19 protein-coding genes are annotated in these 26,670 nt (G+C 41.8%); 13 read left to right on the top strand and 6 right to left on the bottom strand.

What is annotated here, in order from left to right; genetic code table 11:
* Positions 1 to 29: 29 nt before the first annotated feature.
* Entirely contained in the window at positions 30 to 1,283 is a 1,254-nt protein-coding gene (locus ACFQ4A_RS09530) for a Zn-dependent hydrolase (protein WP_382399937.1), read from the top strand.
* Positions 1,284 to 2,282: 999 nt separating this feature from the next.
* Here the strand turns inward: ACFQ4A_RS09530 and ACFQ4A_RS09525 are convergent.
* From ACFQ4A_RS09525 to ACFQ4A_RS09515, 3 genes are all read right to left on the bottom strand, one after another.
* Positions 2,283 to 2,399, bottom strand: coding sequence for a transposase (locus tag ACFQ4A_RS09525; protein ID WP_382399935.1), 117 nt, complete (start codon positions 2,397 to 2,399; stop codon positions 2,283 to 2,285).
* A 473-nt stretch (positions 2,400 to 2,872) separates the two neighbouring features.
* On the bottom strand, positions 2,873 to 3,835 hold the full coding sequence (locus ACFQ4A_RS09520) for a hypothetical protein (RefSeq protein WP_382399933.1): 963 nt from the start codon (positions 3,833 to 3,835) through the stop codon (positions 2,873 to 2,875).
* An 18-nt stretch (positions 3,836 to 3,853) separates the two neighbouring features.
* Positions 3,854 to 5,881, bottom strand: coding sequence for a DEAD/DEAH box helicase (locus ACFQ4A_RS09515; RefSeq protein WP_382399931.1), 2,028 nt, complete (start codon positions 5,879 to 5,881; stop codon positions 3,854 to 3,856).
* A 155-nt stretch (positions 5,882 to 6,036) separates the two neighbouring features.
* On the opposite strand from ACFQ4A_RS09515, the gene ACFQ4A_RS09510 reads away from it, so the two are divergent.
* On the top strand, positions 6,037 to 6,180 hold the full coding sequence (locus ACFQ4A_RS09510) for a hypothetical protein (protein ID WP_382399929.1): 144 nt from the start codon (positions 6,037 to 6,039) through the stop codon (positions 6,178 to 6,180).
* A gap of 8 nt (positions 6,181 to 6,188) precedes the next feature.
* Here ACFQ4A_RS09510 and ACFQ4A_RS09505 read toward each other — a convergent pair whose 3' ends face one another.
* Positions 6,189 to 7,073, bottom strand: coding sequence for a LysR family transcriptional regulator (locus tag ACFQ4A_RS09505; protein ID WP_382399927.1), 885 nt, complete (start codon positions 7,071 to 7,073; stop codon positions 6,189 to 6,191).
* A gap of 346 nt (positions 7,074 to 7,419) precedes the next feature.
* Between ACFQ4A_RS09505 and ACFQ4A_RS09500 the strand changes: the two genes are divergently transcribed.
* The 5 genes from ACFQ4A_RS09500 to ACFQ4A_RS09480 all read left to right on the top strand — a co-directional run bounded on the left by ACFQ4A_RS09500 (position 7,420) and on the right by ACFQ4A_RS09480 (position 15,351).
* A complete protein-coding gene (locus tag ACFQ4A_RS09500) occupies positions 7,420 to 8,739 on the top strand; it encodes an MFS transporter (protein WP_382399925.1) in 1,320 nt (439 codons plus the stop codon).
* A 276-nt stretch (positions 8,740 to 9,015) separates the two neighbouring features.
* Positions 9,016 to 10,242 (top strand): M24 family metallopeptidase, encoded by a 1,227-nt coding sequence (locus tag ACFQ4A_RS09495; RefSeq protein ID WP_382399923.1) that lies wholly within the window; start codon positions 9,016 to 9,018, stop codon positions 10,240 to 10,242.
* Positions 10,243 to 10,642: 400 nt separating this feature from the next.
* Positions 10,643 to 12,796, top strand: a complete 2,154-nt coding sequence (locus ACFQ4A_RS09490; RefSeq protein ID WP_382399921.1) for a hydantoinase/oxoprolinase family protein — start codon at positions 10,643 to 10,645, stop codon at positions 12,794 to 12,796.
* On the top strand, positions 12,789 to 14,558 hold the full coding sequence (locus ACFQ4A_RS09485) for a hydantoinase B/oxoprolinase family protein (protein ID WP_382399919.1): 1,770 nt from the start codon (positions 12,789 to 12,791) through the stop codon (positions 14,556 to 14,558). The genes ACFQ4A_RS09490 and ACFQ4A_RS09485 overlap by 8 nt, the downstream gene beginning before the upstream one ends.
* A gap of 76 nt (positions 14,559 to 14,634) precedes the next feature.
* Positions 14,635 to 15,351: an isochorismatase family protein gene (locus tag ACFQ4A_RS09480; protein WP_382399917.1), complete on the top strand. Its 717-nt coding sequence runs from the start codon at positions 14,635 to 14,637 to the stop codon at positions 15,349 to 15,351.
* 411 nt (positions 15,352 to 15,762) lie between these two features.
* On the opposite strand, the gene ACFQ4A_RS09475 is transcribed toward ACFQ4A_RS09480, so the two are convergent.
* Together ACFQ4A_RS09475 and solA are read right to left on the bottom strand one after the other, a co-directional pair.
* A complete protein-coding gene (locus ACFQ4A_RS09475; RefSeq protein ID WP_382399915.1) occupies positions 15,763 to 16,896 on the bottom strand; it encodes a M20 family metallopeptidase in 1,134 nt (377 codons plus the stop codon).
* A gap of 75 nt (positions 16,897 to 16,971) precedes the next feature.
* Positions 16,972 to 18,144, bottom strand: a complete 1,173-nt coding sequence (solA, locus tag ACFQ4A_RS09470; protein WP_382399913.1) for an N-methyl-L-tryptophan oxidase — start codon at positions 18,142 to 18,144, stop codon at positions 16,972 to 16,974.
* A 551-nt stretch (positions 18,145 to 18,695) separates the two neighbouring features.
* Between solA and ACFQ4A_RS09465 the strand changes: the two genes are divergently transcribed.
* The 6 genes from ACFQ4A_RS09465 (at position 18,696) to ACFQ4A_RS09440 (ending at position 26,656) form a co-directional block, all read left to right on the top strand.
* A complete protein-coding gene (locus tag ACFQ4A_RS09465) occupies positions 18,696 to 19,304 on the top strand; it encodes a DUF1989 domain-containing protein (RefSeq protein ID WP_382399911.1) in 609 nt (202 codons plus the stop codon).
* A 686-nt stretch (positions 19,305 to 19,990) separates the two neighbouring features.
* Positions 19,991 to 21,163 carry an amidohydrolase gene (locus ACFQ4A_RS09460; RefSeq protein WP_382399909.1) on the top strand — a complete coding sequence of 391 codons (1,173 nt, stop codon included), beginning with the start codon at positions 19,991 to 19,993 and terminating at the stop codon, positions 21,161 to 21,163.
* Between the two features lie 295 nt (positions 21,164 to 21,458).
* Positions 21,459 to 22,130, top strand: a complete 672-nt coding sequence (locus tag ACFQ4A_RS09455) for an Rpn family recombination-promoting nuclease/putative transposase (protein ID WP_382399907.1) — start codon at positions 21,459 to 21,461, stop codon at positions 22,128 to 22,130.
* 92 nt (positions 22,131 to 22,222) lie between these two features.
* Entirely contained in the window at positions 22,223 to 22,711 is a 489-nt protein-coding gene (locus tag ACFQ4A_RS09450; RefSeq protein WP_382399905.1) for a hypothetical protein, read from the top strand.
* Between the two features lie 884 nt (positions 22,712 to 23,595).
* Entirely contained in the window at positions 23,596 to 24,822 is a 1,227-nt protein-coding gene (locus tag ACFQ4A_RS09445) for a CynX/NimT family MFS transporter (RefSeq protein ID WP_382399903.1), read from the top strand.
* Between the two features lie 637 nt (positions 24,823 to 25,459).
* Positions 25,460 to 26,656 carry a M14 family zinc carboxypeptidase gene (locus tag ACFQ4A_RS09440; RefSeq protein WP_382399901.1) on the top strand — a complete coding sequence of 399 codons (1,197 nt, stop codon included), beginning with the start codon at positions 25,460 to 25,462 and terminating at the stop codon, positions 26,654 to 26,656.
* The last annotated feature ends 14 nt before the right edge of the window (positions 26,657 to 26,670 follow it).

Below are 26,670 nucleotides of genomic sequence, written 5' to 3'. Positions count from 1 at the left end.
CAATCTAACTAAAAAGGGGCATGGTGTTCATGGTTATCAATCAACTAACAATTAATGAGACACGGCTTAGTAATCGTATTCATGAATTAGCAAAAGTCGGGAAAATTGGTGGAACTGGAGTTTGCCGTTTAGCATTATCGGAAGAGTATAAAGTAGGTCTTAAACTTGTGCAACAATGGATGGTTGATGCTGGGCTAGAAACTAAAATCGATCATTTTGGTAATTTAATTGGTCGATTGGAAGGAAAATATCCAGATGAACCCGTGCACATGATTGGATCGCATATCGATTCACAGCCTTATGGAGGAAGGTTTGATGGTTCCATTGGTGTTTTAGGTGGACTAGAAGTTGTTCAAACGATGCAAGAACATAATATTGTCCCCGAAAGACCAGTTGAAATTATCTCCTTTTGTGATGAAGAGGGCCATCGTTTTGGAAAAGGGTTATTTGGGGTCAGAGGTATTTTAGGAAAGTTAGATCCTGATGAATTAGAACGAACTGATAAGGATGGAATCTCAAGAAAGGAAGCATTAACGACTTTCGGTTGTGATCCCAACCGACTTCATGAATCAGAATATACACTAGAAACTATTGGGTCTTATCTCGAAATGCACATTGAACAAGGTCCCTATTTGGAAGCTAAAGATGTTTCAGTTGGTATAGTAAGTGGGATCGCAGGACCACTTTGGTTAACAATTGAGCTATCTGGTTTTGCAGGCCACGCTGGTTCTGTACCAATGCAACTACGGAATGATGCCTTATTCGGCGCATCCAAAATAATAACCGCACTAAATGATATTGTCCAAACCGATCTTGATGCACCTACAGTTGGAACCGTTGGAAATTTGGAAGTATTTCCAAATGCTCGTAGTATTATCCCGGAGAAAGTTCGCTTTACTGTCGACTTACGTGACATTAATAAAGAAAGACGGGATCGATACGAACAACAATTATGTGATTGTATTACAAACGTTGCTAACGAAAACGGACTTCAATATGAAATAAGGGAAGATACAAACACTGCTCCGAAATATTGTGAAAGTGAGATTATCCATACTATGCAAGAGGTAAGTAAACAAATAGAATTAGATATACCTGTATTAATGAGTGGTCCATTCCATGATGCGATCGTTATGGCGGATGCATGTGATTACGGAATGATTTTCGTTCGATGCAAAGAAGGTATTAGTCATAATCCAATGGAATATGCTAGAGATGAAGACATATCCATTGGAACAGAATTATTATTGCAAACTACAATTAACATGACAACTTCCAAATAAAAGTTGGCTCTTCGCTATTTAATGTGGAAAATGAACTACTAGCATGCATTTCCTAAACTTTCCTCCAGAATGTTATTATGACAGACTTTACTGAGAGTTTTATGTATAGACTAAAAGAACAATAATTCAAGAGCTAAATACCATGTCTCCAAAATCCAGTGAAAACAAGGATTAGGAAAGGCCTCAAAAAATATTTCCCCCCAATATGAAACGATGTATTGGGGGTTCCGGGCAGTTGTTAAGCAATTAACTACACCCCAAAATACAAAAAAACAGATGAAACCTTGTCACCAGTAGGTTAGAAAGTGTTATACCAAAACAAAATTAACGACTAAGAGGTTCATCTGTATGGCGATTTTACACAAATGAATTTGTTTACGTGGGAATAAATTGAATATTTAGGGGATTCAGATCGTCTGCGTCTGGTTATCTTCCTAATGACAACCTGATGCGATTCTTGGAAAAAGAAAGACGAGCGGACGGGATGACTATCCGGTACGTGTCGTTTGGAACTGCATACTTGCTGGTATTGTTTTTGAACATAAAACAATCGAATCCCTAATACGAGAACTAAAACGAAATGCTCAGCTACGATGGGTGTATTGATAATGGGAAAATCCTACCGTTCTATGTGTCTTCACGTTTAGTGAAAAAGTTAATCGCTAACGAGGAAAAAATTGAGGAAATGTGTGAGAAGTCAGTGGATAGTAAGCGGTTTGTTCCATTTTTAAACGACCACCTGCTAAAACTTAAAGCTGGTGGATTTGGACATAACTGTCGGCGACTAAAGTCGTTCTCCAGGCTGAAGTCCTGATCAAAGCCCTTAAGCTGAAGCATATTCAAAGTATGACTTGAATATGTCGTCACTGCCTTCATTGAATTGGTTGGCTATAAAATTTTCTTATTATCCCGTCCGTATTTTACTTGGAGCAAGACTTAGAGAACAAGATAATAACAAATGAATGTGATTTTTGCCAGCGCTCCCTTGCAAGATTGTAATCATCTGACATCACAATCTTGTCTAATCAATTCTCTGGCTCTTACTGCTATGTGACCTCGTAATACTTTGTATCTATACTTTGTCATCCATATAGTATGATACTTGATGTCATACACCGCATGACTACTTTTTCGATAACTGACAATACTTTCACCTCATGATTTGGTATGGAAAAAAGATAAGGCTAAAGCTAATACCATCTAAGAATGGTGGATTTAGACCACGCATTTGTAAGTTAAAGTGGCCAACTGCAGTTTCCGTTATCTTCCTCAAATATTACCAGGACGAACATATTTAAAATGTCGTTAATAGTAATCGCTACGCCTGTATGCACTATCCGAATATACAACCCGCCCTACCTAAATCTAAAATGTTTCAAAAGTCAGCCAATGTTAGTGGTGTGAAACCCATACAACAAATGCAATGCGCATCGTGTAAGGGGGGGCATAGCATATGATGAAGAACGGAACAAACTAATGCAACTATATAGCGGGTGCACTTACCCTGCTGACAATCATTGTAAATATTTTAGGCCTGATATCTTCATTTGTTTTATTCCTCGCATGAACTGGCGAAATCGTTCCCGTTATCAGAAATCGTTCCCGCACTTGAAAAACTCTTTCGTGATCGGATTATAAAAAAGTGTCAGCTGTTTTTGATTTCCTCTGAATCGGCGAGTTATCGTATATTCTAGTAATGGGACAAAGTAAAGGATTGCGTTTTCAAGATTGATTTCCCTTTCGCCGTTTGCTTTGTTATAGATTTCTTGCAGCTGCTTGTCGCGTTCGAGTTTAATGGTTTCTGTTTTATCATAGATTTCCTGTTGTTTTGTTTCACTCAGCCCTTTTCGGTTTGCGCGTTTATTATTCTCAGCGACGAGTGCATCATAATAATTATTAATCCGATCGATGTCCTTAGCAATCTGACGCTCATCGACTTGGGCATTTTTTTGTTGTTCACTTTTCTCCTTAATATGGGCTGTTGCTTCCTGGAGAGCTCTTTCCATATCAAGTTTAACAGGAATCGGATAGGCGTATGACCCTTGTTGCTGGTACATTATGTGATGGTGCTTTTGTTTCATAACAGAATCAACGTTGTTTGTCAGCATATTGACCCAAACCTGGTCTGTCTTTTCCGTTTTCTCATCTGCTACAAACGCGGTGTGGTACCCGAAAACGGTCCAGACGCCAAGCACGGGTCTCTCAGCTTCAATGATGGTTTTGCCTTGTTCGTCTTGTAAAAACGCCGCAATTTTTTTCTGTGGATTCCCAAGTTCGAGCCGGTCAATCTCCGCATAGCGCACTGTTGTTTTTGCCTTGTCATGGACAATGGTCAATAATTGCTCCAGCACATAACTACCAAAGGTAATGAATTCGGAGTCTGGGTTTTCCTGGGCAACTTCAAAATCAAAGGAAAGCTTGAGTTCTGTTTTATTCTGAAAATAGGATGCGTAGGCTTCCGGAATGAGCACATGGCAGAGCGCATATTCCACCGGCATGACCACCCCACCAAGATTTTCCACCGCTTCGGTTACAAATTGCTGCAATTGCATGTTGCATGCTCACCTCGCTTAAAATAACGTATCGTCCAAGTTTCGTTGCTTGATTAATTTTTGTTTATTTTGCAGCATGGTTTCACCGATTTCATCCAGCTCTGCTTCCACTTCCGCGTTGTTTTCAGCGTCGACCCAGGCTTTCATAATCATTTCGGAAAAGTCTTCTTTTTCTTCCATATCACCAAGAATGGCATCGACTTCCCCGACGACCAGCTCAAACATATTAATTTTGCGGTCAAGCAAATTGAGAATGTAGTATTCAATCGTATCTTCAGCCACCAGGTTATACACAAAAACATCCTGTTCCTGCCCAATCCGATGAATACGACCAATGCGCTGTTCAATCGCCATCGGATTCCAGGGCAAGTCGTAGTTAATCATGCCATTGCAAAATTGCAGGTTCCGTCCTTCGCCGCCAACTTCGGTGCTGACTAACACATCAGCCTCTTCGCGAAAATAAGTTACCTGTTCTTCCTTGTCCTTGCGGCGTAAACCGCCATGAAATTCAGCCACCTTAAAACCACTATTAAGCAGAAAATCACTTAAATAACGTTGGGTTGAGGAAAACTTCGTAAAAACAATCATTTTTCCGTCAAATTCCTGTAAGATAGCTGCCACTTCTTTTGCCTTCTCATGTCCTGCTGTATCATTTCCGGCAAGTGCACGTGCTTCATCCAGAAACCGCTGTAAGGTTTTCTGTTCAAACGCTGCTAGTTTTTCATTGGTCGCAAGCCTCTCCAATGATGGGATAATTGCAGTAATGGTGCTCCCGATTTGTTCCTGCAGGTTTTTTAATCGAAATCGGTTTAACACACTATGCTGTCGCTCGTAGTTATTTCGGATAAACGTACTCAAATTATCATACAACGCTTTTTCACGCGGTGGCGTCGTAACCGTTCTCGTGTAGGCTGTTCTTTTCGTAAACGTGACATCCACATTATTGCGTTTGTTGCGCACCATCACATCCGCAAGTAATCCTTTCAGCCTGTCCACATTTTTGGCCTCAATACCTTCTTTACCTTCTACAAAGTTTTTCCGGAAGTAGCTGTAGGTGCTCAGCTGGCCCGGCTTTAGAAGTGTAATGAGATTGTATAATTCCTCCAGATGATTTTGCACCGGTGTAGCGGTCAAAAGAAAGATGTATTTCTTATTTATGGCATTAACAAATTGCCATTTTTGCGTTCGTCTGTTTTTCAAATGATGGGCTTCATCGACAATGACCAAATCATAATACTGTTCACTGATGGCGCGTCGGTGATTTTTCCGTTTTGCGGTATCAATCGAGGCGATAACTTTTTGATAGTGTCCCCAAGCAGCGTCACCTTTTCTTTTAAATGCCGGATCATCGGCCCGTACAAAGTCCTGGTTAAATTTTCGTTTCATTTCATTTTCCCATTGTTGTACAAGCGATGGCGGTACGAGAATCAGAATTCGCCGGGCCAGTCCGCGCATAATATATTCTAGCATGGCCATGCCAGCTTCGACGGTTTTGCCAAGCCCGACTTCATCACTAAGCATGACACGGCCTTTAAAGCGGCTCATCACCGACTTGACCGTTCTGATTTGGTAATCAAACGTCTCCATTTCACGTAAATATGGCAGACAGAGCAACTCATTATCATTTGGATTCAACCGGAATTTTTCTGAGGACTGATAGAGCTGGAACCACGCATCGTCATGGCTGATAAATCGAGTCAAGTCCCGAAGTACAGTCTCCGCATGCTCCTGGTTATGTAATTCGCCACTAGTTGAAGATTTTTCCTGTGCAGCGACTTTTATTCGCTGATCGTCTGTCAGGCTGATCCATAAAAAAGCGTCATCATAGCTGGCGAAAAATCCTTTAATGCCCCTGCCTTGAAGTAACTGTTCATCCCAGTTAATAGAAAATTTTCTTGTCATTCCCCGGTCATTTTCCATCTCAAATGTCTCATCTGATAGATTCGTATGCCGAAAGAATTTACATAACGCGTTGTCCATTTCCATTGCCTGCAAATCCAACAATTCTTTATTCAGTTTGAACAGGTACCGTTCCAATCGCCACACCCACTTTATAAAAGAATTCGTTCCTATTATTTTATCATAAAATAAGGATATTGGGCGTTCCTATATTAGATTGTACTGGGATGTGGGATTGACTGTTTTGCACCGAGTATCACGAAGGTGCAAAACGTGCGAGCTATCGATACCGCAGCATCATATTGGTATTGGCGCAACGTAAACGGATATACGACCAGCCGTCGGACGGTTTACCAACGCATGAAGCAGAAGTGGGCGGTATTATCAGTGCAATAGTACGTTACGTTGATAATGCCCGTGCTTATGAAGCCTTGTTAATCGGTTGATAGATATGTTAAATCTCATTAATCAATGGTGGATAGTCAACAGCTGCAGCATCCTGGATTGTTTCGATGAATTTTGCCATCGTATTGGTTACGTATGATTCTGCATGCCAAATAAAAACAGTGGATATATTGCTGTATTTATCAGGAATATCATGGCAATGAATAGCACCATCCAGTTCTAATTGACGAACCGTAGATTGCGGAACAAGACTAATTCCAAGTCCAGATTTAACACTACCTAAAATCGTTTCTAATGTGCCAAATTCCATCACGTGTGCATTTATAACGCCCTCATCATAAAGCCAACTTTCTAAATTCGCTCGATAACTGCATCCTTCACTAAAAACGAGCAGTGGTTTTCTTTTTAAATCTTCAAAGGAAATACGTTCATTATTTGATATTAAAACCAACTTTTCCTGGAATACTTCAACTTGTTCGATTTCTGGATGATCACCGAAAGCCGTCACAAATGCGCCATCAAGTTTTCGGTTCAAAATTTGATGGATTAATGATTTTGTGACATCGGTTATAAGTGATAAATCAACGTTGGGGTAGTTTCTATGGTAGGCAGATAAAATGATTGGTAGTTTAATAACCGTTTCCACTGTGCCAATTTCCAGTGTTCCTGAGGGACTGTCGGAATCTTGAAATGCTTTTTCCATTTCATTCATCATCAGTAGAATTTTTTCTGAGTAATTTAGAAGCTTCTTTCCTTCAGAATTGAGCGTTGTTCCTCGACTGTGCCGGTGAAATAATTCGGTTTGTAAATGAGATTCTAGGGATTTTATTCTGGAAGTCACATGTGATTGTACATAACAGAGTTCATCAGCCGCTTTACTAATGCTTCCATGGTGAGCAACATTTTGAAAAATAAGCAAATCTTTTATTTCCATTTGCACCCCTCCAATAACCATTCAACGTTCAATCATTCAGTTATTGCGATATGAGCCATCTTTTCTAATCATTATACAAGATGCTGATTTAATTTTATAATAATTTTAAATATTTAACAAGTTGTCACTGTGTAAATAGTGAAAACTAATCATTACAACATCTTATTCAAACAACCTAACTCACATTCATCATTAGAAAGGAGGCAGCGTATAGCTGATAAATAGTTATATTGTAATGCGTAAACGCTTTCAATATAATTATCAATTTTGACCGAATGTTAAGTACTTTAAATTAAAAGGAAATGTGAGTGTTACCAATATAAAAATAGTGAGGTGTTATTAAAACATGTCGGTAGAAAAAGTGATTGAAAATGAAGAGGAAATCCCCATAGCAAGGATGAAAAAAACTGTATTTGGAGCAGCGATCGGAAATATGATTGAATGGTTTGATTATGCAACATATGGATATTTGGCTACTGTTATTGCTGCAGTATTTTTTGCACCAGGTAACAGCACAGCTGCATTACTATCAACATTTGCTGTGTTTGCGGTTTCATTTGTAGCGCGCCCCCTTGGAGGAGTAATTTGGGGCTATTATGGTGATAAAGTTGGTCGGAAGAAAATTTTGGTTTTAACGGTATTGATTATGTCAATAGCAACGTTTGCGATAGGACTGATTCCAAGCTATGCGTCAATCGGTATTGCTGCTCCAATATTGCTTCTTATCTTTCGTCTTGTACAGGGTTTTTCAGCGTCTGGTGAATATGCAGGAGCGGCAGCATTCCTGGCCGAGCATGCACCAAATAAAAAGCGAGGGCTATTGGTGAGTATGGTACCAGCAAGTACAGCTGCTGGTTTGGCGCTAGGAGCTATCGTAGCCTCACTTTTAGAATTTAATCTTTCCTCAGAGGCATTGCAAAGCTGGGGTTGGCGTGTGCCGTTTCTTATGGCTGGTCCACTTGGAATATTCGCCCTGTTCATTAGGTTGAAACTGGAAGATCCAGAGCTATTTAAAGAAATGGAGCGAAAGGAAAAGTTTGTTAAAGAGGAGAAAAAATCTCCGATGATTCAAGGAATTAAATCAAACTGGAGACAAGTTCTGGTTGCCATTGGGGTTGTATCCCTTAACGCTGTCGGTTTTTATATCATTTTGACATACATGCCAACCTATTTAACGGAGGAATTAGGATTTAATAGTGCGGCATCCATCTTGACGACTATTTTATCACTTGGATCTTACGTGTTTTTCCTGCCTATGGTTGGTGCCCTTGCAGACAGAGTTGGTAGAAAGCCGGTTTTAATTTCTGCATGCATTTTATTTATTTTTTTAACATACCCCGCTTTTATTTTGCTTTCCTGGGGTGGTGCATTTGCGATACTGGCACAAATTTTACTTGGAGTAATATTAGCGGGAAATGACGGGGTGCTCGCTACCTTTTTGTCTGAAATGTTTCCAACGAATGTTCGTTATAGCGGCTTTGCTATATCATTTAATTCAAGTAATGCCCTTTTTGGGGGGACTGCACCATTCGTAGCAACATTTTTAATCTCGGTAACAAACAACTCATTTGCACCAGCTTTCTATTTGATGGGGGCTGCGGCAATTGCTTTCATTGCACTTTTCTGGACAAAAGAAACAGCAAATAAACCACTAAGACAGGGGTAATAAGAACAAAAAGTTGGGGCGCTATTTAGGGGGGATCAAACCCAATCTGTAAGAATGATATTTTCTATCATTTTTAACCATTATTCAGGAGCGTGATCATCAACTATAATTATAGTAAATAATCGATTTCATTATATGGAAGCGAATACAAATTCCGTGGATTTTAGAAACTTAGTGAAAACGAGCTGGTATAGAAGGGGGTGGTGATGCGTCTATCACATGCGATTGCATAATCCTGACATGGATAAATTAAAAAACTTGAAAGGGGATATTAAAATGCAGAAAACAAACGATTTGGAAAGAACAAAAATCATTAAAAACGGCGAAAAGGTAACACCAACCTTTTCAAAGGAAGAAATGGAAAGACGTAACAGAATTTTACGTCAAAACATGGCTGAAATGGGAATAGATGCCGTTTTATTTACCTCTTATCATAATATTAATTATTACAGTGACTTTCTTTATACAGCGTTCGGCCGATCATATGCGCTTGTGGTAACTCAGGAGAAACATATTACAGTTAGTGCCAATATCGATGGCGGTCAACCATGGCGTCGCAGTTTTGATGACAATATTGTTTATACGGATTGGCACAAGGATAACTTTCTATACGCTGTTCAGGAGGTACTAAGCGGGACCGCGGTTAATCGTCTTGGCATTGAAAATGATAATCTGACGCTGGAGACGTGCGATAAAGTGAAAGACGCATTTCCGGATGCGGAGCTTGTGGATGTTTCCAAAGTAACAATGTCCCAACGGATGTTCAAGTCATCAGAAGAAATTGAGTTAATCAAAAACGGAGCAAGGATTGCCGATATTGGAGGAGATGCAGTCGTTGAGGCGATTGGTGAAGGTGTACCTGAATATGAGGTGGCTTTACATGGGACACAGGCGATGACTCGTGAAATTGCTCGCACGTATCCCCATGCAGAACTAAGGGACACATGGGTATGGTTCCAATCCGGTATTAATACAGATGGTGCTCATAACTGGGCGACATCCAGGAAAATGAAGCGCGGCGATATTTTAAGTTTGAATTGTTTTCCGATGATAGCCGGCTACTACACAGCACTTGAGCGTACATTATTTTTGGAAGAAGTTTCAGACCGTGCTCTAGAATTGTGGGAAATTAATGTGAAAGTGCATGAAAAAGGGCTGGAGTTACTTAAACCGGGTGCCAGGTGTAAGGACATTGCCGCTGAGCTGAATGAAATCTACCGAGAACATAATCTATTGCCATATCGTAGTTTCGGTTATGGCCATTCCTTTGGCACGCTTAGTCATTATTATGGTCGTGAAGCGGGTTTAGAGCTCCGTGAAGATATTGAGACTGTGATAGAACCAGGGATGGTTATTTCCATGGAGCCTATGATTATGATTCCAGAAGGCGAGCCAGGTGCCGGGGGATATCGTGAACACGACATTCTTGTTATATCTGAAGATGGCGCTGAAAACATAACCAAATTCCCTTATGGTCCTAAACATAATATTATTAAGAAATAACGATTCCAGGAAGTTTCTTCGAATAAAAGAAACCTTACATGGGTGTTCATCTATAAATTATGAACACCCTTTTGTATTCCGAATCAATCTCCAACAAGACAAACCCATTCTTATACGATCCCAACAGTAGATGAACGATTATAAATCGAATAGTAAAATGGTCGGGTATCAGTCTCAATGATAAAGACCATCATTTCAAGTCATTACTCATGAAACCGCTTACGTTATATAATGTAACTAACAATTGCTTATATTATGAATTTTTAAATATGGGAGGGATATATTCGAGAGCAATGATACGTATTTAAAGTAAATTTTAGCTCAAGCAAAATCTCAGATGGGCGAAACAAGGGGTGCTTCTATCTTTGGTTTTATCCCTAAAAATGAGAGGAGACTAAGAATGGTTCGAGTTGGAGTGGATGTTGGCGGTACGTTTACTGATCTGATATTAGTTGATGAATTAGCCAATAAAATTAATGTACACAAGGTCCCCAGTACAACGCACGATCAATCTGTTGGTGTGATTAAAGGCATAAAAGAGCTCTGTGCCATAAGTGATGTGGCTGTTGAGGATATTGATTACATTTTGCATGGAACAACCGTTGCAACGAATATTACCATCGAAGGAAATGGTGCGAAAGTAGGGATGCTGACAACGCGGAATTACCGGGATATTCTGCATATTGCCCGTCATAAAAAGAAAGAAAATTTCTCTATTCAGCAAAGTCTTCCTTGGCAGGATAATCCCTTGGTGAAGCGACGGCACCGTCTTCCTATTACAGAAAAACTTCAAGCCCCCGATGGACGTATCCGCACTTCATTGGATGAAGAAGAAGTGCGAGATGCCGTTAAAAGATTGAAAGCAGAAGATGTCGATGTCATTATTGTTGGCTTTCTTTTCTCTTTTCTTAATGATGTCCATGAAAAAAGAACAAAAGAAATTGTTAATGAGATTTGGCCGGAAATCAAATGTTTTACATCCAGTGAAGTGGCACCCCGGATACGTGAGTATGAACGCTTCAGTACGACAGCCATGAACGCGTTTGTTGCGCCTAAAGTGAATCAGTATATTGATAATCTCGTTTTATCACTTGAAGAAGCGAACGTAAAAGGGAAACTACAGATCATGCAGTCTTCCGGCGGGATGGCATCTTCTCAAAAGGCTACCATGACGCCGATGAATCTATTGAAATCTGGACCGGCGGGGGGCGTGCTGGCAGCTTCCTGGTGGGGAGAATTGAACGGGAAAGACAATGTTATCAGTGTCGATATCGGAGGCACTTCTGCTGACATTTCAATCATCCCCGAAAAAACGCCCAGGGTCGTCAATCCACGAGATGCTGAAATTAATAGTTATCCAGTGGTTACACCGATGCTGGAGGTCGATACGATTGGTGCTGGAGGCGGTTCGATTGCCTATGTCGATGCGGGTGGTGCATTCCGGGTTGGACCTAAGAGTGCCGGATCGACACCAGGACCTGCCTGTTACGGACAGGGCGGCGAAGACCCTTGCGTAACGGATGCTAATGTTGTCCTAGGAAGGCTGGATCCAGAACAATTTTTGGGCGGGGAAATTCCACTACAGCCAGAAAAAAGCACTGAATCTATCAAGAACAACATAGCTGATGTATTAAACATGACCGTTGAAGAAGCAGCATTTGGCATTTTAAAAATTATTAACAACAATATGGCCCTTTCTATCCGGGAGAACTCAGTCCGTAAAGGTATTGACCCGAGGGATTTCGCATTATTAGCTGCAGGTGGGGCGGGACCGCTTCATTCCATTGATTTGGCAGAAACAATTGGTTCAAAGACCGTCATGGTTCCGAACTACCCTGGCATTAACGCTTCAGCCGGTCTGTTAATCAGTGATCTAAAATACCATTTTAATGCTTCCTATATTGAGGAGCTGGAGGCGATTTCGGAAGACCTTGTCCTTAAACTGGGGCAGCAGTTGCAGGAATTGGAGGATCAAGCGGAAAACCAGCTTATTCGGGATGGCATCAGTCAAGGTGATATTGAATATGAACGAATTGCTGAATGCCGCTATATGGGGCAGGGATTTGAGCTAAGAGTGCCTATTCCAGAAGGGAGGCTAACGAAACAAAGCATCGAAGCGATTATTTCTGGTTTCCATCAGATGCACAAGCAGGAATATGGTCATCATTTCCCTGAAAACACTGTGGAACTCATTTCGTTGGATATTGTTGCAACCGGGAAAACGCCATCGTTTAAACTGCCTCAATTAGAAGAAATCGGAAGAACAAATCCGACAGAAGCGTTTATGTATGAACGGCAAACCTATTTTGAGGTTGATGGCGACATTAGAGGTATCCCGACACCACGTTACCAGCGAAAAAAATTATTGGCAAATGATCGCATTACAGGACCGGCTTCCATCATTCAGCGTGATTCAACATCAATTGTTCCACCCAACTGGGAGGTGGTCGTTTCACCGCATGGTACGTTACTGGCAACACAAAATGAAGAAAAGACAAGAACATCTCAGACTGTGAATAAACATTTTGCAGAGGTGGTGACGAGTGATGAGTAAAAAAATTGATCCAGTAACCATGCAAGTTATTGGCGGAGCGCTGGATACGATTGCCAAAGAGATGTCACACGTGATGCAGCGGATGGCCTACTCCTCTTTAATCCGGGAATCGGAGGATCTTGGTGCCGGGGTATTCACCAAATTTGGCGAAACACTTGCCGAATCGGATTCAACCCCTATGCAGCTAGGATGTCTCCCCGGCTATATTGAAGGATTTCAAGAAATAATCGGGGACAATCAGCATCCGGAAGATATCATTTGGAACAATGATCCGTATGCCGGTGCCTCGCATTCGCCTGATATATCCCTTAGTCAGCCTATATTCTATGAAGGGGAATTAATCGGTTATGCTGGAACAACGGCGCACCATCTGGACATAGGCGGTGCACAGCCAGGTTTAATCGTGGACGCTCCTGATGTCTATGCGGAGGGGCTGGTATTAAATGGTGTCAAGTTATATGAAAAAGGGCAACCGAATGAAACACTGTTCGAAGTCATTAGACAGAAAGTACGCACGTCTTCCCAGGTCATTGGTGATCTGGAAGCGCAAGTAGCTGCCTGCAGACTAGGGGCAAAAAGGTACATTGAGCTGCTCGATAAGTATGGAAAAGATACGGTGCTTGCGGCTGGAGAAGAATTGATGAATTACTCGGAGCACATGATGCGCAAAGAAATTGCCAAGATTCCCGATGGTGAATATGAGGCAGAATCCTGGCTTGATGATGATGGCATCAACCTAAATGAAAAATTGAAGGTTCATGTGAATGTCATTAAAAAAGGCAGTGAACTGGAGGTGGATGTCTCCAAATCTGCTGATCAGGTTGCGTCAGCTTTTAATGCCGCCTATTCCGGTGCGCTATGTGTGGGTGTATATAGTGTGGTGCGTTCCATATTTCTTGATACCTATACCCATGAAGAATTTGTGCCGGCCAATCATGGCGTGTTTCGCCCTGTTAAAGTCACAGCAAGGAAGGGAAGTATCTTTAATCCAATTCGACCTGCAGCCACCTTTAGTCGGGCAAATCAAGTAAATACTGCTGCAGATTTAATTATCAAGGCTTTGACGCCGGTCATGCCCGAAAGGACCTGTGCAGGGAGTGCTGCCAATATTCAGTTTGCCTCGTATTCCGGTTTAGATCAGGACCATAATTATTGGGTGTACATTGAGGTCAATGAAGGTTCTTATGGTGGCCGTCCAGAGAAAGATGGGATGGATGCGATGGATTTTAGTTCATGGAATACACGAAATAATCCGATTGAAGACCTTGATATGCACACGCCAATGATTTGCGAGCAGTATGAACTTAGAGAAGATACCGGTGGGGCCGGTAAAACGCGAGGTGGCCTTGGTATCATTCGTCGGAACCGCTTCTTGACAGATGGGTTAATGTCCATGGAAGGCGATAAACATACTGTTAAACCATGGGGGTACAATGGTGGTCTACCGGGAACGGAGGCATCATTAATTAAAAATTCGGATACAAATCCAGAGGAACTCCCTTCAAAATTAAACGGCCAACGGTTTAATGCAGGCGAGTCCGTGAAAATAATGGTGCCGTCATCGGGAGGCTATGGTGATCCGCTGGAACGACAGGCGAAAAGCGTGTATGAAGATGTGCTGGATGAAATCATTTCCATCGAAACAGCCTTGAACGCTTATGGGGTGGTGATTGAACAAGGCCATTTAAATAGAGAATTAACAGAACAAAGACGGAATAAAATGCGTCAAGAAAGAGGCAAATTACCGTTATTCACCCAATAAGGCATGAAGAAGAAATTTAAAGTATATGGTTACGTGTATCAAAAAATAAAAATCAAAATTTGAAAGGATGAAGGAAATGTCAGAAGAAATCTTTGATCTGGAGTTATTACAAAAAATGTTTAAACGAGCAAGGGAAATTCATACGGAGCGCGGCTTTCAGAAGCGTGTCGGCTATGGAAAAAAACCGGGCATCATAACGGTGGATCTTGCCAATGCCTGGACTAGACCAGGGCATGCATTCACCTGTGAAAATATGGAAGAGGTCATCCCGAATGTTCGTCGTGTGTTAGATGTAGCACGGGAAAAGAATGTGCCGATTTTCCACAGTACAACCGGATATAATCCGAATGGCTATCAGGATATCGGGAGATGGGCAGACAAAATTCCATTGGACGAATTAAAGCTTGGGGAAGATTGGATTGACATTGATGAAAGGTTGAATCCACAGAAAGAAGAAGTGGTGTTTGTCAAAAAGACGGCTAGTTGCTTTAACGGGACGCCATTGCAGTACTGGCTTACAACCCATGGTGTCGATACACTGATTGTCGTCGGTGCTACAGCATGTGCCTGCGTGCGCCACACATGTATGGATTCAACTGAGCTTGGATTCCGTACCATTGTCCCTGAAGGAACGATTGCTGATCGTGTCCCCGGTGCAGTCGAATGGAATCTATTCGATATTGATGCAAAATTTGGGGACGTGGATCCGTTAGAGACAGTCATTAATTATTTGAATGGCATTGAAACCATCCAGTTAGACAACAGGGATGTGAGAGAAGGGTCAGTGCGATAATCGTTTAAAAAGTGTGTTTTTCATTTTTAGTCAGTCAGTTGCTAATAATTTATTAAAAATTGAATGGCAAATGTCTAAAATGTAGGCATTTGCCATTTTTCGCCATCGTCAATGGTGGGATTGGAACTTGAGGGTTTGAGGAGGTTGAGCAATTCGCGCGACGCTCATGGGATATCGCGCGGCTCCCATGGAATTTCGCGCGAAGATGGCATGAAATCGCGCGACGTCCACAAGAAATCGCGCGACAGCCTCAGGATATCGCGCGATGCGATAAAAAAATCGATGCATTCCTTCTATAATATTGATTTTCGGCAGCTGCCGAAAATCGTCATACTGAAAATATTCTTCGACCTTTGATAATGTGCTGTATTAATATTGACCCCCAAAAACCAAATAAAGGAGTTTTGTATGTCACGTTGCATACGCGCGAATTAATTGTTTATAAAAATCAATGGAACGCACGTAAGCATCCACATCAACGTATTCATTTGGCTGATGCGCTAGCTTTTCGTTTCCGGGACCGTAAATCAGTGTGGGGACGGCACTTTCGGGATTTAAAACCGCACCGTCTGTATAATAGGAAACCCCGTACACTGAATCGGGATCATTCTCCTTAACACTCAAAGCCTTTGTAATAATCGGGCTTGATTTGTCTGTCAAAATTGACGGTCGATTCAACAATTCGTTCATCTCAAACGTAGGAGCGTCTTCTTTGGAAAACAAATCATTTAATTTCTGCCTCAGTTCAGCAAATAATTGCTCATGGGACTGGGGAGCCACGGTTCTAATATCAATATTCAGGGTACACCGGTCAGGGATAACGTTTGTTTGAACGCCACCTTCCATTTTATTCGCCGAAACGCTGCTTTCACCCAGCGGTGACTTGGAAATCTTCCAGTCTAATTTTAACGATTCAACGATTTGAATAACCCGGCCCATCCATTCAACCGCATTGATTCCTTGATCCGGCATGGCTCCATGGGCTGTCTTTCCAAAGGTGACCACTTCAACCCATAAAGCACCTTTATGGCCTACGACGACTTTTTCGTTTGTCGGCTCACCGATCACTAAGGCCTCGACCTCACGCATGTCATCATCTTGTAAATACTGCCGCGCACCACAGCTATCCACCTCTTCACCCGCAGTTGCCAGGAAAACAATCTCCTTTGATAATTCTTGCTTTTCTTGAAAAAGTGACTCAATCGCAAGAAACATAGCAGCGAGACCGCTTTTCATATCTGAGGCACCGCGTCCGTACAGCTTCTCTTCTACCAGCTCGCCGCAAAACGGTGAATATTTCCATGGCTGCTCTCCGGCCAAAACTGTATCCATATGACCGCAGAAAATTAGTTTACCCTTTCCTTCACCTTTTAAAGAAATTTCAAAATTGCTCCTGTTTGATTCAATATCTGTGATTTTATAAGGTAAACCTGTTTCGTCGCATCTTTCGGCCAGTTTTTTTGTCACGTTGTTTTCGTTGCCCGGCGGATTGGTACTGTCAATTCGAATCAGCTCTTGCAGAAACTGAACGGCTTCCGCTTCCATCTGGCTTCCCCCCTGTTTTGATAAATCAGTGGGGATGGGATGAAGCAACCCTACCCCACAGATTGAAGATTCTTTTTATTTCTGAAGTGTTCTTGCTTCTTTTTTTTGTAAACTTGGACGTGTTGCTGAAAAGAGGGAAATGTCCTGATTTGTTGTCCCGGTAGTCGCTAACTGGCTTAAAATTTCTCCCACAACACTTGAAAATTTGTAGCCGTGGCCAGAAAATCCGGCAGCAATGGCAACATGAGAATGTTCCGGATGTAAGTCAATAATAAAATTTTCATCTGGTGTGTTGGTAAACATACAGGCCTTTCCCACATTTAATTTACCTGCAGCCTGTGGCATAAACGTTTCTAAGAATTCGCGAACGTCTCCCTCGTCTTTCGGGTAAATTCCAAATTCACGATTCATATATTCGGGGTCCACATCTTCACCGGCATCATAACGCCCAATTTTTAATCCCGTTCCATCAAAGCTTGGAAATCCGTAATAGACGCCTGTTGGTAAGTCAACGAAAAAGCCCGGAAATTCATCAGACTGGTATAAAGACTCGTCCGAATCAAACCAGCCGATGGTTTGGCGACTTGGCTGAAGCGGTAAATCAAGGTTGAGATCAGATAAAAGTTTACTGTTCCAGGCCCCGGCGCTGACAATAAGTTTATCAGCGGTATATGACTCATCTTTCGTTTGGACGGTCACGAAATTTTCAAAGACTTCAAGATCGTCAACGGGCGTATTTGTTAGTAAATCAGCCCCACATTCCAATGCAAACTTACGATAAGTACGGATACAATTCCCACTGAACAGCACACCTGCTTCTGGTTCATAGCACCCGAAATGTCCTTCAGGGGCATTGATTCCCGGCCAGCGTTGATTGATTTCTTCGCCATCATTAAACGTATCAATCGGTAATGAATACGCTTTCCCGCCCGCGATTGCTTGATTGACAAATTCCGAATCTTCAGGACCGAAAGTCACCACCCCCGTTTTACGGAATATCGTCTCCGTTGTTTCGTGTTGCAGTTCATTCCACAGTTCTTGTGCCCTTATCGCAAGTGGGACATACTCGAAGCCTTCACCACACGCATGGCGAATAAGCCGCGTGTCACCGCTGTGACTTCCGTTTGAATGCGGCGGATCAAAAGCATCGATGAGCAATGTTTTTGTTCCTTCCTTAGCCAGATAATATCCGGCGGCCATCCCCATTGAACCAGCTCCAACAACAATCACATCATAGTGTGATGTCATGATACACCTCTCCTTTACGAATTGTTAGTTACATAAAACCTTCGTTCGGTAAAACGCTTTCATAGCTTTCAGATTTGCAACCTTTTCCTTCCTTTCCCCTCTTTTCGTTAGTCCTCCTTTGATGTCATTGTATAAGATAAGTTCTTAATCTTATGATAGCTGTCATCAGATATCAGGTAAAATGACTAAAAATGATAAATTCCATCTGCAAAAATGATAGTTATGAATTAAATTGCTGTTGATTTCAGTAACAGTGATGGACGCCATCATTTCTAATCATTATACATGAAGGCTATTAGGCCTTATAATCAATTTAAATTATTGTAAAGTTTACCAGTCTTCAGATTAAAGGGATGGGCGATAATACAGGCTTTTAGTTATAGGGATTAAGAAATCAATTCTTTCTTACTGCCATAGTGCTACGAAGACATGCTCAAAAGCAATAAACTTTGAGAAAACAAACCCTAATAAAGATGTTTTAACCAAGAATGTCCATAAGTTAACAAGTTCCAACCAAAGGAACCTTAAATAATCAGAGAGGAGTGTATGGTGTGGTTTATACACAAAGGCCAATCAAAGAGGAAATAACAATACCACCGTACGAGGGGAGAAGCGTACTGTTAAAACCCGGTGAAGAACTGGTGATTATTGATGTTGATGGTAAACAAGTTGGTGATTTCGTATGCTTCAATAGAAATGATTCAAACGAGTTTGTATCACCTGTCCATATGAGAGCATCGCTCAGCAGTATTCGGTTACAAGTTGGTGATCCACTTTACAGCAATAAACGTCGTCCACTGATGACGTTTGTTGAAGATACAGTTGGCAAGCACGATTTCTTTTTTCCGGCATGTGACTATTATCGCTATAAAGTGGACTACGGATCGGAGGACCACCCGAACTGTCACGATAATCTAAAAAACGCCCTGGAAGCGTATGGATTGGGCAATAAACCAGTTCCGGATCCGATAAACTTATTTATGAACAATGTTTTGAACGAAGTCGGCGATTACGAGATTCGTGAACCATTATCCCAACCCGGCGATTATGTCCGGCTAAAAGCATTGGAAGAAGTCGTTGTTGCATGTTCAACCTGTTCCCAGGACATGGCGCCTGTTAATGGATGGAACGTGACGTCACTGAAAATGCAGATAAGCTAGATTTTCCGAGTTTGTCGGGGGGATACGGGTATAAAATAATGTTACAGCTGCTGGTTTGATGGAACTGGCAGCTATTTTATTTACGAATAAATGTTCTTAACTTTTGACATTGGAAGTATATACTTTGGAGGTGTATTATTCGATGTTGTATAGAGATAAAAAATCATTTGAAAAGAAACGTCCAGAAATAATTGGCCGACTTAATAATAAAGGGATTAAGGTTAGAAAAGGGGTAAGGAGACCAATTAACGGATATTATTCAGGGATAATAAGTCGAGAGGAAAATGTTCTAAGAATAAATTTATGAGGCTTTTTGACGGCCTGTTCATCATCGTTTCAAAATCCTTCAACATCAAGCCCTACGCCAAATTAACATTCATTTTTCTTCCCGTTGTATGATGCATATCAACCAACTAACCCGCCCAAAAACGGCGGCTAACTGACCATAAATGCCCTGATTCTGTTCGGGCCTGCAGGGTGAAGGTCACAAAAGTGTTGCAAGAACGTTGCGTATTTAGCCTTTGTTCCTCTGCTTCAGCGGGAAGAAGCACTCCACTGAATGAAGATTCACTTTATAATGATATATGGGATATAGTGATATAATATAGCTAAATCACATAACTTTTGGTGATGTCGCTGGGTGGTTGTCCGGGGACCAGCGATTATAAAATGAAGGACGTGTTACTGTGAGCAAAACACCATTAGACATGGCAAAAGAAATGGACGAGGAATTGATTGACTTTCGCAGGAAATTGCACAGGGATCCGGAATTGAGTGAGGAAGAATTTAAAACACAGGAAAAAATTATTGAAAAACTTGAAGCTTTCGGGATAGCCTACGAAAAAGTCGGAAAAACATCCACGATTGCAACGATTAAGGGCAAGGGACCGGGAAAAACTGTTGCATTAAGAGGCGATATTGATGCTCTGCCGATTCAGGAAGATTTAGGGCTTGACTTTGAATCGAAAAATGAGGGTGTCATGCATGCGTGCGGTCATGATGGCCATGCCACGATGGCACTGGGAGCAGCCAAGATTTTACAGGATATGAAATATGAATTTAATGGGGAAGTTCGTGTTTTCTTTCAAGAAGCAGAGGAAACATTTAAAGGAGCTGAAAAAATCGTAGCTGATGGGGGGATGAAAGGTGTGGATGCCGTATTTGGCACGCACAACTACCCAACGCTTCCATCTGGTACGTTTTTCGCTGGGGCAGGCGATATGTTATCGGGATGTGATACCATTTATGTGACGTTTACCGGCGAATCGGGTCATGGTGGCACACCGCAATTGGGGAAAGATTCGTTTACCCCTGGTGCCCAGTTTGCGCTTGATTTACAGCATATAATCGCGAAAAATACGGATTCCCGTACACCGGTTGTATTAAATGTTGGACGTTTTACGAGCGGGTCAAAAGCGAACATCGTACCACGGGAAACGAGCATCGACATTTCCATGCGCTATTTTGATATGGAAACCCGTGAAGTTGTCCATGAATCGATCAAACGTCATGCAAAAGCACTTGCTGATATGTATGAGATTGATGCTGATGTAACCATCGAACAGAGCACGCTGCCGACCATTAATGATGAAAAGCTTGCCGACATCGCTGCAAATGCCGGTAAGACAGTATTTGGCGAGGATCAATTTAGGAAAATGGATCGGGTCATGAATTCGGAGGACTTTTCTTATTATACGGAAGAGGCACCGGGCGTTTATGGCATTATTGGCGCTTATAATGAAGCGAAGGGTACCGTTTACAGCCCACACAATGATCGGTATCAACTGGATGAAAGTATTTTAGTGTTAGGAACAGCCTGGCATGTAGCATTTGCAACGGCTTTTTTGCAGGAAGACTGAATAGGTACTGGGAGAGGGAAGCATGAATCACTGAAGGGTAATAGAAAGCTTTTGTATGTGTTTTTTGGAAGAATATAAAGAAACATGTTTTGTGATACCGCAACCGGGAAGTACAAGCGTTAGGTTCAAAATAGAAAATATGTTAAACGATATTATCAAGCACGATAACTTAAAAAACGAACGTGTCACTGCAGAATTTTTAATAGGAACTCTTGTTTGCATGCTCGGACTTTGATATAATAAAATTAGAAATTCACCCCAGTAAGGCTTCACATAATCTAAGGGACGTGTTGCTATGGCGTTGGCTGAACTGTACAATAAAAGAACCTCTGATTACACCTCACCAATTCAAGTAATGGAAGACCGAAGCGGATACGCTCAGGGAAAACGTGAAAATAATGAAAGCAAGCAAACAAAATTACTCAAACGTATCCCATTGGAGCGCTTAATGGATTTAAAAGTTGATTACGCTTTCAAACAACTCTTTGGAAATGAAAAGAACAAAGCGATTACGGTTGTATTTTTGAATGCGATTTTGCAAAAAACAGGTAGAAATCGAATTAAAGATATCGCATTTATTAATACAGAACTTGGCGGAGAGTATATGGATGATAAGCAGTCAAGGCTGGATCTTCTGGTCGTGACAGATGCAGACGAGTGGATTAATGTCGAAATTCAATTTACGAATCAATATGACATGATTAAACGTTCCATATACTACTGGTCCAAGGCATACACGAGTCCACTTGGAAAAGGTATGGCCTATATGGAACTACGCCCGGTAATCGCGATTAATATTATGAATTTTGACCTTTTTAGTGAAACCGAACGCTTCCATACGTCGTATCATTTGTATGAAGATGCGGATCAATTCAAACTGACAAACGAGATGGAATTTCATTTTATCCCGCATGTAACGGGCAGTTATCCCCCCACTTCAAGGTTATCGGTAAACCAAGAAAGATAGTGGGGGGTAAACTGCCCGTAAATGTCCGATTCTGCTCAACTAACAATCAGTGGGGTTTAGAACCCCACTGATTGAAGTTTCGCTTTATCGAGATGGGCAAGTTAATAAAAGAATGGAAACGTGATAAACTGGATCCATGGAATAGTGTGCTGGCCAGATGGCTTTTGCTGCTTGGTATGGTTGATCATAGAAACGGGAAAATCTATGATGATATTTACAAGGAATTGGAGGTGATTTCCTTGAAGGATGAATCATTGCGTGAAACCTTTCAAAACTGGGAAGAGCTGAGCATGGAACAGGAACAGAGACTGGCTTATGAATCCCGCTTGAAGCGCATTATGGATGATGAAGCAGTTCAGCGCGAAGCTGAATTGCGAATCCAAGAGGCAGAAGAAAAGGCAGAAGAAAAGGCAGAGGAAAAGGTAAAGGAAAAGGTAAAGGAAAAGGCAAAGGAAGTAGAACAAAACTCAAAAGAAACCATTGCCCGCAAACTTTTAGAAAAAGGGATGGAAATTGAATTTGTTTCAGATGTCACCGGGTTGACCAGAAATAATGTCGTTGCTATTCAGCGTGATAGGTGAGAATAGTATGGGGGCCTGTCACTTTTTGAATGGTGTTATATTATGCTGAATGACATGTCATATGGAGGGCCGCTAGTTTGATAGAGCTGGTGGCTTTTTTGATGGATTATCTGTTTCCATGGATGATAATGCGAAAGAAGGTTTAAAACAAATTCGTGAATGCTATTTAACATTCGGAGTAAAGAATAAAACCTCCCACTACTTTTGCAAAAAAATTGTACATAGAAACCCTGAAAGTTTTGGGCAAGGGAAGACGTTTGACGGTATAGCTAATCGATTTACTTATCCCATTTAACTATGCTATATTAGCATAATATTGTCTTATCCGCCTTAACAGGCAGTAAGACCCCACAAGGTTTTAAGGAAAAACGAAAAAAGATAAATGGGGGATCAACTGCCTGTCTGATAATAACGCGACGTTCTGTTGCATTATCGGCACTAGCGATTCGTTCGGGCCTGCAGGAGGCAGGTCACAAAGGCGTTGCCACCGGACAAGGAAAACATCGACAGCGATCATCGCACGAAGAAAAAATGCACTTCTTTTTCGAGGACGTGGCGCTTTTAGCTTTTGTTCCTTAATATCAGTGGGGGTGGAAGGGAAAACACCACTGAATGAAGTTTCACTTTATCCCGCATGTAACGGACAGTAATCCCCTCAAAAACAGGGAATAACTGTCCGTAAATGTCCGATAAGTTTCACTAACATTCAGCAGAGAAAAGCGCTCCGCTGAATGAAGTTTCACTTTATCCCGCATGTAACGGACAGTAATCCCCTCAAAAACAGGAAATAACTGTCCGTAAATGTCCGATAAGTTTCACTAACATTCAGCAGAGAAAAGCGCTCCGCTGAATGAAGTTTCACTTTATAGAAAGAAGGATAGTTTATGGATGAACAGAATATGCTGGCAACCAGGGAGCCGAGCCAATGGTATCGTCTATTATTGGTGACAGGCATCATTCTTGCTGCAGTCAATTTACGCCCCGCTATCACATCGGTCGGTCCGCTGCTTGGCATGATACGGGATGATATCGGGCTTGCCAACTGGAGTGTTGGTTTACTGACCAGTTTGCCTTTGATTGCATTTGCGGTCATGTCGCCGCTCGTTCCCAGGATTGCCAGGGTATTGACGAAAGAATATGCGCTTGTCGTTGGCCTGGCGCTGCTTATTCTCGGTATAACCATCAGGTCCATTACGTTTACGGTGTTTCTGTTTGGAGGCACATTGCTGGCGGGGTTAGGCATTACCTTTTGTAATGTGCTTTTGCCGGGCGTTATTAAGGAAAAATTTCCGCTTAAAGTAGCCTTAATGACGAGTATCTATTCAACGGTCATGACGATGCTTGCAGCGGTGGCTTCAGGGGTGAGTATTCCGCTTGCAAAAGGGTTGAATCTAGGGTGGAATGCCGCCATGGTTGTCTGGGTGATACCCGCCGTTTTAGGAATTGTCATCTGGATATATCTTGGAGTGAAAAATAAAAAACAACAACAAGCTACCTTAGATGGAACTACCAGCAAAGAAGGGGAAAAGAAACATAATATTTGGTCTTCCCCACTGGCATGGCAGGTTGCCTTTTATATGGGCTTTCAATCATGCTGGTTTTACATTACGATTTCGTGGCTGCCGGAAATATTATATGCTTATGGTGTTGATATGGCGACAGCTGGCTGGATGCTCTCGTTTGCGCAATTTATTGGTGTTCCTTTCAGTTTTATTATCCCAGTCATAGCGGAAAAGTTTAAGTCGCAGCGGGGGATTATCGTTGTACTCGGCCTACTCGGTATTGGCGGTTATTGTGGGTTATTATTTGGTAGTTCTTATTTGACGATGGTCGTGAGTATTATAGCGATTGGTATTCCTTTAGGCGGCAATTTTGCGTTAGCTTTGGCATTTCTTGGTATGCGTGCTGAAAATGCGGAGCAGGCTTCAGATCTATCAGGGATGGCTCAGTCGCTAGGTTATGTCCTGGCGGCAATCGGACCGTTGCTGATCGGTTATTTGTTTGACGTAACGCAGGTATGGGATGTACCGCTTATGACGCTGATTATCATTGCTGTTTTATATAGTGTTTTCGGTCTGGGCGCCGGACGAAATAAGCATGTGTTTGACTAATTGTGCGTGCTGAACAATGTCTGAAGGAATATGAAATATCCGCAATAGACGATGATGCGGGAATTCTGGAAAAGTTACAGCAACACACCCTTGGTATAGTTAGAATGATAAAGAAAAGGTAATGATAGATGGCGTGTGTTACGGGGGGGGCTCAAGTGGCTCCCCTGTATTCATTTGGCTATCAATGGAATATAGAAATATTTTATTAGTCCCACGTTTGGTATATAGATACTGATTCTCGCGGTTGGTTATACAGTTGCGTCATTTCCTTTCGTTTTATTTAATTATCGCCGGTCAGGTGGCAAAGCGGCGTCTGACGGGCAAGAACAGTTGCTTGTTTTTGTAAGTGCTGTTTTCTATCAACATGGCTTGTTCGGTTTATTTATGTTTGCATCGATCATATGCTTGTTCATTGCAGTGATTTGCTTTTTCCGGTCTGGATATGGACAAGAACAGCAATTCGATGATGCGCTAAATTTGTAATCCTAAAGTATGGCTTCCTCCATTATACTTACACCTGTCACATCCAAATGTGTATAAATTCAGGTACTAAAGATTCATTTTTCAATATATTGAAGGGTTTTAATTATGGGAAAAAGAACAGATAGAGTAAATAACTAGATGGAGGGATGTTTAAATGAAAGGAAAAAAGAAGAAGCTTGCATTGACCTGCAGTGCTGTCTTATTAAGCGCGGGGATGCTGGCTCCCACGTATGATTCACCAGTAAAAGCTGACCCTGTACCCAGTGTGATGAAAAAACCGCCCGTATCTGGCTTTATAAGCCACGATGAATTGACTAAAAAATTAAATCAAATTGAGAAATCCAGTCAAGGCAATGTGGCGGTAGACGTTGCTGGTTATTCCAATCAAGGTCGTGAAATTTACAAAGCGACCATTGGCTCAGGAGATAAAGTCGTGCTCATTCAAAGCGAAATCCACGGAAATGAAAAAGTTGGTACAAAAGCGCTGTTAAAGATGATCAAACAGATTGGGTCAAATAATTCGCCTGAAATGAGGCAGCTCAGGGAAGAATTAACAATTGTTGCCATGCCTATGATCAATCCGGATGCGACAGAATTGAATCGTCGTGGAAATGACATGACGTGGGATGAAGTGACAGCGGCATTTCCACAGCTGGAACCGGCCGATCCTTCCTGGAACTATTACACATACAAAAACCAATATTGGGATTATGAATCGAAGCCAGGTTTCGATATGAATCGGGACTTCAATCCTGATTTGGATTACGTACCGCAACCTGAGGACTTTCCGGGTTCATCTTCAGAACCAGGCTGGTATATCACACCTGAATCCCAAACAGTGCGTGATGTGTATAAGGGCTTGCAGAGTCAATTTGGTACAGTTGATGTTTTCATAGACTTGCATCATCAAGGTGAATATGCCATCGAAGGCACGGATGATCCGGTAACATTCTCGCTTTCCGGTGAGTTCATACCACATCCGGACACCGAAGAGGGTGAGAAATACAGTGAATATGCGGATCAGTATCATGTTGATTTTTCCAAGCAGTTGAATGTTGCGGCGTATGATGCGGTACAACAAATGGGGAATTCACCATTTGGAAACATTTCATTATATGAGCAAGACTTGGATTTGCCGGGAACAGCGCTTGGCTCGTTTGCGATGAATGGAAGCGGCACGGTTCTATTTGAAATTACTGGTCAGACACAAGATTTTGGGCAAAAGAAAATGGGACAACTGAGAAAAGCAGTTGAAACTGGTGTATACGGGATTTTAGAGAATGTTGCAACAGGGGATGTGCACGACTTGGATGCCGACCGGTATGATGATATCCCACTCGATGACAGGTAAATGAGAAGGGTGTG

The sequence above is a fragment of the Lentibacillus salinarum genome, from assembly GCF_042679865.1.
GTDB lineage: Bacteria > Bacillota > Bacilli > Bacillales > Amphibacillaceae > Lentibacillus > Lentibacillus salinarum.
The sequence above is the reverse complement of the archived record's forward strand: the minus strand, read 5'-3'. Positions and strand labels throughout refer to the sequence as shown.